The organism is Selenomonas ruminantium subsp. ruminantium ATCC 12561, from assembly GCF_000424065.1.
Taxonomy (GTDB): domain Bacteria; phylum Bacillota; class Negativicutes; order Selenomonadales; family Selenomonadaceae; genus Selenomonas_A; species Selenomonas_A ruminantium.
In genome coordinates, this window is record NZ_KE384127.1 from 1 (window position 1) to 15,479 (window position 15,479).

General features: G+C 51.0%; 16 protein-coding genes. 14 read left to right on the forward strand and 2 right to left on the reverse strand.

Annotated features, from left to right (window positions below):
- Window positions 1-323, reverse strand: a 323-nt coding sequence (locus G598_RS0115490) for an RNA-guided endonuclease InsQ/TnpB family protein (RefSeq protein WP_026766930.1), incomplete at its 3' end; no start/stop codon positions are given.
- 225 nt (window positions 324-548) lie between these two features.
- Here G598_RS0115490 and G598_RS0115495 point away from each other — a divergent pair.
- Complete coding sequence (locus tag G598_RS0115495; RefSeq protein ID WP_026767685.1) at window positions 549-1,430, forward strand: DMT family transporter; 882 nt, start codon at window positions 549-551, stop codon at window positions 1,428-1,430.
- Window positions 1,431-1,663: 233 nt separating this feature from the next.
- The gene (locus G598_RS0115500) at window positions 1,664-2,020 is read left to right on the forward strand and encodes a cupin domain-containing protein (protein WP_026767686.1); all 357 of its coding nucleotides are present in this window, start codon (window positions 1,664-1,666) and stop codon (window positions 2,018-2,020) included.
- A gap of 121 nt (window positions 2,021-2,141) precedes the next feature.
- Here the strand turns inward: G598_RS0115500 and G598_RS0115505 are convergent, their stop codons facing one another.
- Window positions 2,142-2,345: a DUF1858 domain-containing protein gene (locus G598_RS0115505; protein ID WP_026767687.1), complete on the reverse strand. Its 204-nt coding sequence runs from the start codon at window positions 2,343-2,345 to the stop codon at window positions 2,142-2,144.
- A gap of 170 nt (window positions 2,346-2,515) precedes the next feature.
- Here G598_RS0115505 and G598_RS0115510 point away from each other — a divergent pair, with 170 nt between their 5' ends.
- From G598_RS0115510 to G598_RS0115565, 12 genes are all read left to right on the forward strand, one after another.
- Entirely contained in the window at window positions 2,516-3,346 is an 831-nt protein-coding gene (locus G598_RS0115510) for a polysaccharide deacetylase family protein (RefSeq protein WP_026767688.1), read from the forward strand.
- Window positions 3,347-3,786: 440 nt separating this feature from the next.
- A complete protein-coding gene (gene mraZ, locus G598_RS0115515) occupies window positions 3,787-4,224 on the forward strand; it encodes a division/cell wall cluster transcriptional repressor MraZ (RefSeq protein ID WP_026767689.1) in 438 nt (145 codons plus the stop codon).
- A gap of 26 nt (window positions 4,225-4,250) precedes the next feature.
- Complete coding sequence (gene rsmH, locus G598_RS0115520) at window positions 4,251-5,222, forward strand: 16S rRNA (cytosine(1402)-N(4))-methyltransferase RsmH (RefSeq protein ID WP_026767690.1); 972 nt, start codon at window positions 4,251-4,253, stop codon at window positions 5,220-5,222.
- Window positions 5,212-5,592: a septum formation initiator family protein gene (locus tag G598_RS0115525; protein ID WP_026767691.1), complete on the forward strand. Its 381-nt coding sequence runs from the start codon at window positions 5,212-5,214 to the stop codon at window positions 5,590-5,592. Before rsmH ends, G598_RS0115525 begins: the two co-directional genes overlap by 11 nt.
- Window positions 5,593-5,725: 133 nt before the next feature.
- Window positions 5,726-7,225 carry a UDP-N-acetylmuramoyl-L-alanyl-D-glutamate--2,6-diaminopimelate ligase gene (locus G598_RS0115530; protein ID WP_026767692.1) on the forward strand — a complete coding sequence of 500 codons (1,500 nt, stop codon included), beginning with the start codon at window positions 5,726-5,728 and terminating at the stop codon, window positions 7,223-7,225.
- A 3-nt stretch (window positions 7,226-7,228) separates the two neighbouring features.
- Window positions 7,229-8,596, forward strand: coding sequence for a UDP-N-acetylmuramoyl-tripeptide--D-alanyl-D-alanine ligase (locus G598_RS0115535; protein ID WP_026767693.1), 1,368 nt, complete (start codon window positions 7,229-7,231; stop codon window positions 8,594-8,596).
- 27 nt (window positions 8,597-8,623) lie between these two features.
- The gene (gene mraY / locus G598_RS0115540; protein ID WP_026767694.1) at window positions 8,624-9,574 is read left to right on the forward strand and encodes a phospho-N-acetylmuramoyl-pentapeptide-transferase; all 951 of its coding nucleotides are present in this window, start codon (window positions 8,624-8,626) and stop codon (window positions 9,572-9,574) included.
- Between the two features lie 16 nt (window positions 9,575-9,590).
- Window positions 9,591-10,952, forward strand: a complete 1,362-nt coding sequence (gene murD, locus G598_RS0115545) for a UDP-N-acetylmuramoyl-L-alanine--D-glutamate ligase (RefSeq protein WP_026767695.1) — start codon at window positions 9,591-9,593, stop codon at window positions 10,950-10,952.
- Between the two features lie 11 nt (window positions 10,953-10,963).
- Window positions 10,964-12,079: an undecaprenyldiphospho-muramoylpentapeptide beta-N-acetylglucosaminyltransferase gene (murG, locus tag G598_RS0115550; RefSeq protein WP_026767696.1), complete on the forward strand. Its 1,116-nt coding sequence runs from the start codon at window positions 10,964-10,966 to the stop codon at window positions 12,077-12,079.
- Between the two features lies 1 nt (window position 12,080).
- The gene (gene murC / locus G598_RS0115555) at window positions 12,081-13,472 is read left to right on the forward strand and encodes a UDP-N-acetylmuramate--L-alanine ligase (protein ID WP_026767697.1); all 1,392 of its coding nucleotides are present in this window, start codon (window positions 12,081-12,083) and stop codon (window positions 13,470-13,472) included.
- A 21-nt stretch (window positions 13,473-13,493) separates the two neighbouring features.
- Entirely contained in the window at window positions 13,494-14,426 is a 933-nt protein-coding gene (locus G598_RS0115560) for a D-alanine--D-alanine ligase family protein (RefSeq protein WP_026767698.1), read from the forward strand.
- A gap of 44 nt (window positions 14,427-14,470) precedes the next feature.
- Complete coding sequence (locus tag G598_RS0115565; RefSeq protein ID WP_080657067.1) at window positions 14,471-15,277, forward strand: cell division protein FtsQ/DivIB; 807 nt, start codon at window positions 14,471-14,473, stop codon at window positions 15,275-15,277.
- Window positions 15,278-15,479: the final 202 nt, after the last annotated feature.

Genomic DNA, 15,479 nt, shown 5'->3' on the forward strand with positions numbered 1-15,479 from the left:
GTAGAGTATGAGCAGTGTCCTGTCTTCTTAGACTTGAAGTGCGGTTTGCCGAAATGTTTTCGGTTGCTAAAAAAATTGTTGTATGCCTTGTTCAGGTTCATCTGTGCATTTGCAAGAGCAAGACTGTCAATTTCCTTCAGCCAAGGAAATTCTTCCTTATATTGTGCCGGGGTATTGTTCAGTTTCTTACCTGTCTCTTTGTAGTAGTCAAGGCGGTCGCCAAGCATCTTGTTATAGATGAATCGAACACAGCCGAAAGTCTTAGCAAACATATGCTTTTGTTCAGGTGTTGGATATAACCTATATCGGTATGCCTTATTCACTATAATCACCGCCTTCCTACCAATATTTTATCACAAAAAAGTCACAAAGTATCGTATGGCTCAATTACTTACGTAAATTCGCCATACCCGCCTTCATCCCCCACCTAAGAGGTTGAGGACTTCTGGCGGATTAGGTTAAATATGTTGCTGGGATAGGGCTGGACTTATCGGCAACTCCTTGTTACGATAAGGATGGATTTATACGAGGACGAAAGGTGTACAGTTATGAATGAACGGAAAAAAGGCTTGCTTATGGTGTGCCTGGGGGCGTCCATGTGGGGAGCCAGCGGCGTAGCCGGACAATATCTGCTGCAGGATTGCGGCCTTACCGCGGGCTGGCTGGTGGTGTCGCGTATGCTGCTGGCGGGTGTGATTTTGCTGGCGGCAGATGTTTTTCAGTATCGGGAAAGCATTTTGCGTGTCTGGCGGGACAAGAAGGATGCGTGGGATTTGGTGCTGTTTGCAATTTTAGGCTTGCTGGCTGTGCAGTATACCTATTTTGCCAGCATCAAGTGCGGTAATGCGGCGGCAGCTACGGTGCTGCAATATCTGATGCCGATATTCATTGTGGGTTATACGGCGGTGACTGGCCGCAAATGGCCGCAATTCATTGAAGTAATCTGTGTGACGATGGCTATAGGCGGTACGTTTTTGTTGGTGACGCATGGCAATGTGCATGAGTTGTCCATACCGTTGCCGGCTTTGTTATGGGGGCTGTCTTCGGCGGTAGCGGCAGCGGTTTATACCATGAAGCCGAAACGACTGATTCGCAAATGGCGGCCGACACTCATTATCGGCTGGGGCATGCTGGTGGGCGGCGTTTTTCTGACACCGTTCTGCCCGCCCTGGCAGGTTCCTGGGGCATGGACAGTTCTTTCGGGGCTCATCTATGCGTATGTCATTATTTTTGGTACGGTGGTGGCCTTTGGCTGTTATCTGGGCAGCATCAAGTATATTCAGCCGGCAGAAGCGTCCATTCTGGGGGCGGTGGAGCCGTTGGCGGCTATTCTGTTGTCTATAACGTTTCTGCATGCCAGTTTTGGATTTATGGATATTTTGGGAACGGCATTGATTATCAGCACAGTATTTTTGCTGGCAAAAAGATAGATACGGCTATTATTTGGCAACAGCCCGTGACAGCTTATTCCTGCGCTGGTACGCGTTAGGCGCGTAAAGTGCATAGGAACAAGCCGCTGCGGGCTGTTGAATTTATATATTTTTTCGATGTAAGTGTTGACATTACAGCTAAAAGCTGTTATTCTTACATTGTAATCAATTTGCTTACAACAAAAGCGTATTTTATAAACGTATGATTTCATGTGTATTTGGAGGAGAATAAGATGGCAAATTTCAACAAAGTAAGCGTATCCAATGAGACAAGAACGGAACTGCATGATAAATTGCAGCTGACCGGTGCCGAGGTAAGCATAAACAATCTGCCCGCAGGTGCAGGCGTTCCTTTTGTGCATTACCACAAGAAGAATGAGGAAATCTATTTCATCACGGCCGGCAAGGGCAAGGCTGTGATTGACGGGGAAACGGTGGAACTTTGCGCAGGTGACTGGCTGAGTATTTCACCGGCAGCACGCCGTCAGTTCTTTGCCGCAGAAAATGAAGGCATCAGTTATATCTGCATGCAGGTGAAGGAAAATTCACTGGAAGAATATACGGCGGCTGATGCTGGCATCGAACAGTAAAACTGCATAGACAAGACCGGCGCATTGTAATACGAGGTATCTCAATGCGCCTTTTTTCTGCTGGCAAAAAAAGACTGCGGTTCCCAATAGGTGGAATCGCAGTCTTTGGGGTTATATCCAATCAGGCTTCAGCACCAACAGCTTCGTTCAGGTTGCTGATGAGGGCCTCGATGTCAATACCATGCGCCAGAGCGCCCTGTTCGATGTTTTCGAAGTGAGCGGCAGCACAGCCCAGGCAGCCCATGCCGGCGTTAACGAATACTTCAACGGTATCCGGGTACTTCTGTACAACTTCGATGATGCTCATATCTTTAGTAATAGCCATTATAACCTCCTGCGCTAAGCGCGATAAAACAAATTAACTGACACAGGAATTATAACATAGTTGTACGGGGGTTACAAGAAACAAATGTTACGGAAAGCCGTTATTTTTTTGTGGTTTTTTGGCGGGAAATGCGGTAGAATGACAGATGACTATAGATGTGGAGGCGGATTATGGTTTTGCGGCGAAGATTTGGTTGGCGCTATATTATAATGATAGTTTTTATGCTGATTGCGGCGGGGGCGGCTTTTTTTTGGCAGCAGCCTAAGCCATTGCAGGCGACTATGGTGGCCGATAGTGAAAATGGCACGAAGGTTTTGGTGCTTAACTACCATAAGATAGACCATACGTTTATTTCGTTGGCGGTGCGGCCAGAGGATTTTGATAACCAGATGAAGTATCTGCGGGATAATGGCTATCATACCATCAATCCGGATGAGCTTTATGAGGCGTTGGCGGGAAATGGAACGCTGCCGGAGAATCCGGTTCTCATTACGTTTGATGATGGGTATGAGGACAACTACGCCAATGCATATCCTATCCTCAAAAAATACGGGTTCAAGGCAACTATCTTTGTGGTGACCGGCTTTTTGGATAAACATAAGAAGGGATATCTCAGTTGGGATGAGGCTCGTGAGATGAACAAGAATGGTATCAATATCGAGTCACATACAGTTAATCATCGTTCGATGACTGACCTCAGCGATGATGAACTGCGGGCTGAACTGGTGGAATCCAAGAAAAAGGCGGAAGCTGAGCTGGGGCATGAGGTGAATTACATTGCCTATCCCACCGGCACCTATAACCTGCATATCGCGCAGATGGTGAAAGAGGCAGGTTATAAGGCAGCCTTTACCATTAAGTATGGGAATGTGGATAAGGCCAGCAATATTTATGCGCTGGAACGAGTGCCGATTTTCCATACGGAGGAGACCAATAAGGACTTTATCGAACGGATAAGGTATCAGCCGATATTTGAGAGTTTTGGGTGGATGAAGAATTAAGACTCGTTCATTACATCGTAGTATAAAGACGCCCGCGGGGCTGATAATATTTTTCCTTCGCCATAGACAAGCTTGTCAAAAGCTGCGGAAAAACATTATCAGCCCCGCGGGCTTAATGCGTACATTATTACAGCGATTTAGCTAACATCTATATGGAAAGCCGCCGTGAGGTGTCAAGTCGGGGGGACACAACTACTTATCTGGAAGTGCAAAGCCAAAGGCAGGAGGGGGCGGGGATGGCTTTCGGCAGCGTTTGACAAGCCTGTCTAAGCAGCCGAAAGTTATCCCCGCCCCCTCCTGCCGGTCTGGTGTATCGAACAATTTTTAGTTGCCTGCAAGGAAGTCTTGCTATTCGTGTAGATATGCTATAAAATATAAGAAGGAAAGTGGAGAAAAGTGGTAGAAAGTGGCAGGCAGTGTACTAAAGGTGGTGTGGCAGGATGTTTATGGGAGAATATACCCATGCTATTGACGCGAAAGGGCGTATCATTCTGCCGGCGGATTTTCGTCAGGAGTTGGGCGTTACCTTTATCATCACCAAAGGGTTTGACAAGTGCTTGTTTCTCTATGGCCAGCAGGCTTGGGAGGAATTGGCGGGCAAACTGCGTGCGCTGCCGATTTCCAGACCAGAAGCGCGGGCGGTGAACCGCTTTTTTTTCTCCGGGGCGCGTACGCTCGAATGTGATAAGCAGGGAAGGTTTTTGATTCCCGCCAACCTGCGCAACCATGCACAGATTGCCTTAAAGCAGGATGTTATCCTGACTGGTGTGGACAATCGCATTGAGGTATGGAGCAAGGATAATTGGAATGCCTACAGTGGTGAGGTAGAGCCTGAGGTTACGGCGATTGCTGCGACACTGGCCGACTTAGGCATATAAGGACAAAGGAAAGGATTACAGAAAGCATGGAGTTTCATCATATCAGTGTGATGCTGGAGGAGACGGTAAAAGGTCTCGTGACAACTAAAGACGGAACCTATGTGGACTGTACTTTGGGTGGCGGCGGTCATTCCAGTCGGATTGCCTCAATGCTTACGGAAAATGGGCGCCTTATCGGTATTGACCAGGATGCGGCAGCCATCAGTGCCGCATCGGAACGGCTGAAAGATGCAAGATGCCGGGTGGATATCGTTCACAGCAACTTCCGCAATCTGGAGCAGATTCTTGCGGATGAGAATGCTCCTCTTGTGGACGGTGTGGTTTTTGATTTAGGGGTTTCTTCCCATCAGATTGATACGGCAGAACGCGGGTTTTCTTATATCCAGGATGCACCGCTTGATATGCGCATGAACCCCGAGACCGATTTCAGTGCTTATGATGTGGTGAACAGTTACGAGGAAAAAGAACTGAACCGTATTTTCAAAGAATATGGCGAGGAGCGCTGGAGCAAGCGTATTGCGCAGTTTATCGTGCAGGAACGGGCGAGTAAGCCGATTGAAACCACCGGGGAACTCGTGGATATTATCTGCAAGGCTGTGCCCAAGGCCGTGCGGCAGGCAGCGGGTGGCCACCCGGCAAAGCGAGTTTTTCAGGCTATCCGCATTGAGGTCAATGACGAGCTGGGCATTTTGGAAACGGCATTCCGTACGGCAGTGAACCATTTGAAGCCGGGCGGGCGCATTGCCATTATCACGTTTCATTCGCTGGAAGACCGGATTGCCAAGAACGTGCTGAAGGAGCTTTCCCGTGGCTGCATATGCCCGCCGGAACTGCCGGTATGTATGTGCAATCATCAGCCGGAGATCAAGATAATCGGCAAGCCGATCCAGGCAACGAGTGATGAACTGGAACATAATTCCCGCTCCAAGAGTGCGAAGCTGCGCATAGCAGAAAAGTTACCATTAAATGAAAAGGGGGCAGATGACCATGCTGGCTAGACAGGAAGAATATTACGAAGAAGAACAGCGTGTCCTTACCCCTGAAGAAGAGGAAAAGGAGCTGCGAAAAACACCGAAGGAACCGCTGTTTAAGACGGTTCTGGATACACGGTTGCGTTCGCATGGCCAGTTGCTGTTTTTGACCATGACGGTCCTGGCACTTTTGGTTACGGTGGGCAGCGGCATCAGTGCCAGCCGCGGCTATGAGCTGGTGGCTATCCAGCAGCAGGCTGACCAAAAGGAACAGGAAAATGAGCGGCTGAAGATTGAGATTGCCAAGCTGAAGTCACCAGACAGAATCAAGGCCATTGCACAGGATCAGCTGGGCATGGAAGTGCCGCGTCAGACGTATTTTAGCAGTGAGAAATAAAATATGAGTAAAAAGCGCAAAGTTACAGGATTTTTAGTAGAAAAATCCTGTAATTTTTTTTGCCTATGGCAAAATTTATGCGTTGGCGTTATAATAAAAAACGGTTCGCATTATCAGGCGAGGGAGGATATATATGAAGACTTTGACGCAGTTAGCAGAACTCGTGGAAGGTTCTGTAATTACAGGCGATGGCAATATAGAAATTACGGGGATTGAACACGATTCCCGTAAGGCCGGCGAGGGCACATTGTTTGTGTGCATTGCCGGTTTCCATGTGGATGGACATAAGTTTATTCCGCAGGCCGCAGCGCAGGGGGCAAAGGCCATTTTGACCACCCGCTCTGTAGATGAAGTGGAAGTGCCGGAAGGTGTGGCGGTACTGCAGGTGCCGGAGCTCAAAACGGCTCTGGATACGATTGTGCCGTTTTTCCATGATTATCCTGCACAAAAGATGCGGGTAATCGGCATTACGGGGACGAATGGCAAGACCACGACCAGTTATCTTATCCGCGCGATTTTGCGCGAGGCCGGTTACAAGGTGGGCCTTATCGGCACGATTCAGATTATGATGGAGGAAGAAGTATTCCCCATTCACAATACAACGCCGGATGTGGTGGAATTGCAGCACACGCTGGCCATCATGCGGGACAAAGGCATGGATTATGTCGTGATGGAAGTTTCCTCTCATGCCCTCGACCAGAACCGCGTGGCCGGTATCGAATTTGATACGGCGGTGTTCTCCAATCTCACGCAGGACCATTTGGACTATCATAAGACGTTGGAAAATTACAAGCTGGCCAAGGCCAAGCTTTTTGACCTGCTCGGTAAAGCAGGTGTCAAGGAAAACAAGACGGCCGTGGTCAATGCCGACGATGAAGCTGGCAAGACCATGCTCGAGCATGCCAAGTGCCGCCGTTTGACCTATGGTATCGAAAACAAGGCTTCCCTGCAGGCAACCAATGTGGAAGTTTTGGCCAGCGGGGCAAATTTCACCCTGACTGAAGACTTCCTGGGTAAGCTGGATTTGCAGCTGCATATCACGGGTATCTTCAATGTTTATAATGTCATGGCTGCTGTGGGCGCTGCCATTGCGGAAAAGATTGACCCCGCAGTAATTGAGAAAGCCCTGCTGAATTTCACCAGTGTGCCGGGCCGCTTTGAACTCGTGAAGGCGGGACAGGATTTCTCCATTATCGTGGATTATGCGCATACGCCGGACGGAGTGGAAAATGTGCTCAATACGGCCCGCCGCATTGCCAAGAAGAAGATTATTGCGGTGTTTGGCTGCGGCGGCGACCGCGACCGCACGAAGCGTCCGATTATGGGCAGACTGGCAGCAGAACTTGCCGATGTGGTTATTGCGACTTCTGACAATCCGCGCAGTGAAGACCCGGCGTTTATCCTGAGCGAAGTCGAAGCCGGCGTGAAGGAAACCATCGGCGATAAGCATCATGAATGCATTATCGACAGGCGCGAGGCCATCTTCCGTGCCGTGGAACTTGCCGAAACGGATGATATCGTGATTATCCTGGGCAAGGGCCATGAGGATTATCAGATTCTGAAGGATAAGACGATTCACTTTGACGATAAGGAAGTTGCCCGCGAGGCCGTGGCAGCGAAAAAAGGAGCCTGACGGATGTTTACGCTTAATGAGATTGTAAAGGCCACTAGCGCCAAAGTATATAAGGAAGAGAAGAAAGAATTCAGCGCCATTGTTACCGATACGCGCAAAATCAGCGAAGGTGTGCTCTTTGTGGCCCTCAAGGGCGAGCGCTTTAACGGTGAGGATTTTGCGGCTGAGGCTTTGGAAAAAGGCGCAGCCGGTGTGGTGGTCAGCGAAGCTTGTGATGAAAAGCAGCTGGAAAAATGTCAGGGCACGGTTCTGCAGGTAAAGGACACCTTGCTGTCTTATCAGCTGATGGCCAAGGCATGGCGTGAAAAGTTCCCGCAAATCCCCGTGGTGGCGATTACCGGTTCCAACGGCAAGACTACGACGAAGGATTTGACGGCGGCTGTGCTGTCGGCCAAGGGCGCGGTGCTCAAGACGCAGGCCAACTTCAACAACGAAATCGGCCTGCCGCTGACCCTGCTGGGACTAAAAGCAGAACATACGGCCGCTGTCGTGGAAATCGGCATGCGCGGTTTCCATCAGATTGAAGCGTTGGCGCCGATTGCCGCCCCGCAGATTGGCATTGTGACCAATGTGGGCGAAACCCATATGGAACTTCTAGGCTCTTTGGAAAATATCGCCAAGGCCAAGCAGGAACTCGTGGAGGCGATTCCTGCCGGCGGCACGGTTATTTTAAATGCCGATAATAAATATGTGGCTGGTATGCGTGCAGCGGTTAAGGAGGGCGTAAAGGTCATCACCTTCGGTCTGGAACAGGAAGCCGATGTCAAGGGCGAGGCTATTCATACGGAAGGCAATGTGACGAAGTTCATGGTGACTTACGCCAATGAACGCCATGAATATGAAGTTAATATGGTGGGCCGTCATAATGTTTACAATACGCTGGCCGCCATTGCCGCAGGTTTTGCTATGGGCTTGACGCCGTCTGAGGTGCGTGAAGGTCTTTCCCATCTTGAAGCCACAAAGATGCGCTTTGAACTGCAAAAGGTTAAAGAATGGAACGTCGTAAACGATGCTTATAATGCCAGCCCCATGTCGATGACGGCAGCCATCAACACCTTGTCGGAACTTACAAAGGGCCGCAAGATTGCGGTGCTCGGCGATATGCTCGAATTGGGCAGTGTATCGGAAGAGGCACATCTGCATGTGGGCGAGGAAGTGGCTGAACATGGGTTCACGGCGCTCGTTACGCGCGGCGAAATGGGTGAATTTATCGCTAAAGGTGCCGAAAACAAGGGGATGACGGCAGTTTACCGCTGCGCAAGCCATGAAGAAGCGGCAGAAAAGCTCCATGAACTTCTGCAGCCCGGCGATACGCTGCTCTTTAAGGGCTCCCGTGGCATGACTATGGAAAAGATTATTGATTTACTTTGATGAAATTTAGATAGTGAGGCATTACAATTGGATAGCTTTATATTGGCGGCGCTTATTGCCGCAGGTTTCGTTTTGCTGACCGGGCCGTTTTTCATCCCGGAACTGCATAAGTTGAAGTTCGGTCAGAGCATTCGTGAGGAAGGTCCGGCAAGCCATCAGGCAAAGAGCGGCACGCCGACTATGGGCGGCATTATGATTATCCTGGGCATTACCATTGCGACTTTGGTTGCAGCACCGCTTTCCACGGAAATCATATTGGCACTCTTTATCATGCTGGGGCATTTCCTGCTGGGCTTTCTGGATGACTACATCAAAGTGGTCAAGAAGCGCAACTTAGGCTTAAAGGCTAAACAGAAACTGTTGGGGCAAATCATCATTGCCATCGTGACCATGATTATTGGTACGCGCATGTTGGGCATTGATACGACGATTTGGGTGCCGGTGCTCGACAGCCATATCAATATTGGCGCAGGCTATTATGCCTTTGTGCCCTTTGTGATGGTGGGCATGAGCAATGCCGTGAACCTCACCGATGGCCTGGATGGGCTGGCTTCCGGTACGGTGGCCATTGCCGCCAGCTCCTATGCGGTGGTCTGCACGCTCTTAGGTCATAGCGATTTGGCCATCTTTGCCACGGCGGTTGCCGCCGCCTGTGTGGGCTTCCTGCGCTTCAATGCGCATCCGGCCAAGGTGTTTATGGGCGATACGGGGTCGTTAGCTTTGGGCGGTGCTATGGCGGCGCTGGGCATTCTAACCCATACGGAGCTCTTGCTGGGGCTTATCGGCATTATATTTGTCTGTGAGGCAATGTCGGTTATCATTCAGGTGGCATCCTTTCAGTCCACGGGCAAGCGCGTTTTCCGCATGAGCCCCATTCATCATCATTTTGAATTGGGCGGCTGGTCCGAATGGAAAGTGGTCTTTGTCTTTTGGACGGTAGGTCTTATCGGCAGCATTATGGCACTGAAACTGTTATGATTTAGGGGGATTCACAATGGATTTAACGGGCAAAAAGGTACTGATTATCGGGGCAGGCATCAGTGGTTTTGCAGCGGCGAAAATCACCCGCCGTTTAGGAGCGCAGGTGACCTTGAGCGACGCCAAGAACGAGGCGGATTTGACCGATGATTTTGATGAGCTGCGGGATATGGGGATTAACTGTGTGTTCGGCCCGCAGGCGGAGGAACTCTTGGACGGGGTGAGCCTCGTCATCGTTTCTCCTGCTGTGCCGGCCCGTATTCCCTTGATTCAGGCTGCTTACAAGCGGAAAATCCGGGTGGCCAGCGAAGTGGAACTGGCCTATCGGCTCAAAAAGGCACCCATCTGTGCCGTAACGGGGACCAATGGCAAGACGACTACCGTTACGCTCTTGGGCCTGCTGCTCGAAAGCCATTATAGCAAGGTCGGCGTGGGCGGCAATATCGGCGTGCCGCTTTCGGAGGTGGCGTTGGAGATTCCGGCAGACGGCTATATCGCCGCTGAGATTTCCAGTTATCAGATGGAGGTCACCGAGGAATTCCATCCCCATGTGGCCACAGTCTTAAACGTCACACCTGACCATATCGTGCGCCATGGTTCGATGGAGGAATATCAGCGCATGAAGGAGCGCATGTTTGCGCAGCAGAAGGGCAAGGATTTCCTCGTGCTCAACTACGATGATGAGCGGGTGAAGGATATGGCAAACCGCGCCAGTGCCCATGTGGTCTTTTTCAGCCGTCAGGTGCATCTCCATGAGGGGGCATATCTTGAAGGCGATATGCTGACCATTGCCTGGAAGGGTGAAGATTATCCGCTGTGCAGCATTGGCGAGCTGGGCATCAAGGGCGCGCACAATGTGGAAAATGCGCTGGCGGCAGCCATGACGGCCTTTTTGGCCGGCTGCACGGCGGACGAAATGATTCCGGTGCTCAAATCCTTCCGTGGCGTGGAGCACCGTATTGAATACGTCCGCACGCTGGACGGCGTGGAGTACTATAACGACTCCAAGGCGACGAATACGGATTCGGCTATCAAAGCGCTGGAAACCTTCGAAAACGGCATTGTGCTGCTGGCAGGCGGCGACGATAAAATGACGGATTTGACGGATTTCCTGACCCGCGTAAAAGAGCGTGTCACGGATTTGGTGCTGCTTGGTGCTGCTGCTGACCGTTTTGAGCAGGAAGCCATAAAGCAAGGGTACCCCGCTGAGCATATCCACCGCGCAGGCTTTTCGATGGACGAGGCGGTCAAAATCGCGCATTCTTTAGCCAAAGCACCGCAGGTAGTACTGCTGTCGCCTGCCTGTGCCAGCTTTGATATGTATAACGGCATGGCGGAACGCGGCCGTAACTTCAAGGATTTAGTAAATAAATTGTAAGAGGGATGAAGATGAAGATAATTATTTCCGGTGGCGGTACTGGCGGGCATATTTACCCCGCGCTGACCATTATGCGCACCATTGAGGAAAAATATCCGGAGGCCAGCTTCCTGTATGTCGGTACGCACAAAGGGCTGGAGGCCGATATTATCCCCAAGGAAAATATCCCTTTTGCGACAGTGGATATTCAGGGGTTCAAGCGCAGCCTGTCGCCTGCTAACTTCGTGCGGGCAGGCTTAGCGGCTGTGGGCGTGGCCAAAGCCATGAATGTGGTTAGAAAGTTCAAGCCCGATGCGGTCATTGGTACGGGCGGCTATGTCTGCGGGCCGGTACTCATGGCGGCCAGTATGCTCGGTATTCCGACACTGATTCAGGAGCAGAATGTGGTGCCGGGCATCACCAACAAGATTCTTTCCAAGTTCGTCACCCGCATTGCGGCGGGCACGCCGGAGGCGGAGAAGCATTTTCCGGCAGGCAAGGTAACCTGCACCGGCAATCCCATCCGCAAGGCCGTGCTCACGGCGACAAGGGAGGAAGGCGCCAAGGCCTTTGGCTTTGACCCGGCAAAAAAAACGGTGCTGATTTCCGGCGGCAGCCGCGGCGCGCGCAGCATCAATAACGCTATGGTGGATGTGCTGGCAGCGGCGGCTAAACAAACCGAAGTACAGTATCTTCATGTGACCGGGAAGCTCGATTATGAGGACATCATCAGCCGCCTGCAGGAAAAAGGCGTAAATCTGGCTGAAACGCCTAATGTAAAGGTGGAGCCCTACCTCTACAATATGCCGCAGGCCATGGCTATGGCGGATTTAGTGGTGTACCGGGCAGGCGCGACAGGCCTTGCCGAACTCACCGCACGTGGGATTCCGTCAATCCTGATTCCCTATCCTTATGCGGCGGAGAATCATCAGGAACACAATGCGCGGGCTTTGGAGGCGGCTGGCGCAGCCAGAGTAATTTTGAATCGGGATTTAAAGAGCGATATTTTGCAAAGCACCTTGCAGGAGCTTTTGGCAGATGAAGATAAACTTGCGGCAATGGCCAAGGCCAGCAAGGCGTTGGGCAAGCCGCAGGCGGCAGAGGATATTGCCGAAATGGTTATTGAGATGACACAGGGGAGAAAATGAAATGAAACGGCTGAAAGAGCTAAAGGATATTGAGAAAATTCATTTTGTAGGCATTGGCGGTGCCGGTATGAGCCCGCTGGCCAAGATTATGGTGGAACTGGGCTATGAAGTCACCGGCTCCGATAGGGCAGATTCCGAAGTGATTCAGAACCTCAAAAAATTGGGGGCAAAAATCACATTGGATGGTCAAAAGGGCGAAAACGTCAAGGGAGCCGATGCCATCGTGGTATCCACGGCGATTCCCTTTGACAATCCCGAAGTGCTGGCGGCTCGTGACCTGGGCATTCGCAAGCTGCACCGCTCCGATATCAATGCGGCGCTCGTCAATGAGTACAAGGGGATTGCCGTAGCCGGGGCGCATGGCAAGACCACGACGACCTCTATGCTTGGCGTGGCACTGACTAAGGCCGGCGTATCCCCGACGGTGGTCGTGGGCGGCGAAATGCCGGACCTCGGTACGAATGCGATTTTGGGTGAAAGCGAATACCTGACTTCGGAAGCCGATGAAAGCGATGGTTCCTTCCTGAAGCTGCACCCGCATATCGCGGTGGTCACCAATGTGGAAGATGACCATATGGATCACTACGGCACGATGGAGAACATCATCAAGGCCTTCACGCAGTTCATTCAGAATGTGGACAAGGAAACGGGCTATGCCGTGCTGTGCTTCGATAACGAAAACCTGCGCAATATCGCCAAGGTCGTTGACCGCAAGTTCTACACTTATGCCATTGATCATGAAGCCGACTACACGGCCAAGAACATCAAGACCAATGGCAAGGGCATTGCCTTTGATGTGATGCATGGTGAGGAGATGTTAGGCCATGTTTCGCTGAACATTCCGGGCCGTCATAACGTGCTCAATGCGCTTGCCTGCATTGTGACAGGACTGAGCATGGGCGTGGAGTTTGAGAAACTTGCCGCCGGTTTGGCTGAGTTCCACGGCGCAAAACGCCGTTTCCAGACCAAGGGCCGTGCTAATGGCGTTTGGGTGGTGGACGATTATGCGCACCATCCGACGGAAATCGCGGCTACGCTCAAGGCAGCCAAGGAACTTAATCCCAAGCGTCTGGTATGCGTGTTCCAGCCGCACCGCTATTCCCGCACGCAGCTTTTGCACGAGGAATTTGGCAAGGCGTTTGTCTCCGCTGATTTGCTTATCCTTACAGATATCTACAGTGCCGGTGAAGCACCGATTGAGGGCATCAACGGGGAAACTATCCTGAATGAAGTGCGCAAGCAGTCCGGTCAGGATGTCATCTACATTCCACAGAGGGAACGGCTGGCGAAGTATTTGGAGGACGAAGTGCAAGATGGCGATTTGATCATCACCATGGGGGCCGGGGATATCTATAAGACCGGTGAAGAATTAGTGGAATTACTCAATAAGTAAGATTGGAAAGCAGGATTATAAATGAAGCAGGATAAAATCGTAGTTGTTATGGGTGGTACTTCCACCGAAGCCGAAGTTTCCCGCCGTACGGGTGCAGCAATTCTCTCAGCACTGCAGCAAAAGGGCTATAATGCCGAAGGCATGGAGCTCAACCCCAAGACCTTTGCTATGGATATTCAAAAAGCCGGTGCCAAGATGGTCTTCAATGCGCTGCATGGCAAGTTTGGTGAAGACGGTCTGCTGCAGGGAACGCTCGATATGCTCGGTATTCCCTACACGGGTTCCGGCGTGCTGGCAGCAGCTGTCACCATGGACAAGGCTGCCTCCAAGCGTGTATTCATCAGCGAAGGCATTTCCACGCCGAAATGCCATACCTATAACAGCTTCGAGCAGAAGCGGGACTTGGCTGGCGAAATCCTCGCTGAATTCGGCCTGCCGGTCGTGGTCAAGGCTGCTTCCCAGGGCTCGAGCATTGGCGTGTATATCGTGGAAAAAGAGGAAGAACTGGCCGGTGCCATCAAAGAGGCCTTTTCCTATAATGATGAAGTTCTCGTGGAAGAATTCATCAAGGGCCGGGAAATGACCGTAGCCGTTTGGGGTGATGAAGATAAGAAGGAAGCCTTCCCGATTATCGAAATCACGACCACTTCCGGCCGTTATGATTACAACAGCAAATATACCAAAGGCGCCTCGACGCATATCATTCCGGCACCAATCAGCGAAGAAAAGACCCGTGAATTGCAGGATCTGGCCATCAAGACCTATACGGCCTGCGGCTGCAAAGGGGTAGCTCGCGTGGATATGATGTACAGCGAGGATGAAACGCCGTACGTTATCGAAGTGAATTCCGTACCGGGCATGACGGAAGTTTCCCTGGTGCCGGATGCTGCCCGGGCTATGGGCGTTGAATTTCCGGAACTGTGTGAACGCATTCTGCAGTTGGCCGGTTTCTAAAACGGTTTTAGCGGCAGGGCATGGAAAGGAGGCAAAGCAGCATAATGGATGAAAAAGAAATACCGGGAGAGGTACATGTTCCGTCAAGAAAGCGTCGCCGCAGTCCCCGCCGTTTAATAAAGGGACTGGCATTTCTGGCGATTTGCGGCGGTTTGATGTCCATTGTTGTGTACTCGCCTCTTTTTACCCTGCAGCGGGTGGTATTGCATGGCAATGCTTACCTGAATGAGGAAGATATTCTCACCAGCGGGCGGTTGCATAAAGGAGAACCTATCTTCCAATTGGAAACCGATGCAGTCACCCAGAATCTTATGAAGGATTTGCGGATAGAAAGTGCGATGGTACGGCGGCGGTTTCCGGATACTTTGGAAATTGAGCTGAAAGAGCGGATGCCGGTGGCGACCGTTGCCTGTGACTATGGTTATCTGGATTTTGACCGGCAGGGAAAGGTTATCGGCAGTTATAAATCTCTGCGGAAGATGCCGATTCCCCTGATTGCCGGCGTCAAGATGCATGATATGTATATCGGCGATGACAATAAGGACCCGAATGTCGGCAAAATCCTGGAATTTTTGTCGCTGTTGGATGCGGATTCGCTGAACAGCCTGTCCGAGGTCAATGTCACAAATCCCAATGCGGTTATGGCTTATACCAATCAGGCTGTGCAGATTCGTCTGGGGAATTTTGACCGTTGGGAAGAAAAGGCCAAGCTTACGCGTGATTTTTTGCTGAGCTTGCCGCATGCCCGCCATCAGATTGAGTATGTGGATTTTAGTTATACGGCGCCGTTTATCCGGCTGAAGGAACAGCTGAAGGATGCGGAGATACAGGTGAATAAAGGGGCTCAGTAGGGCTTACATCGATGTGGTAAGACGCCTGGTGACGGATAACTTTTCCTCTGCGCAGGCTTGTCAAACGCGTTGGGAAAGCATCATCCGTCACCGGGCTTTTTTCGTATTCGATGGCGACAGTCCCTATGTTTGCGGAGATTCCTCTATTGCTTTTTTTGTATTTTTTTTGTGAAAGTTATAGCATTATGCGCTGATAAATGAT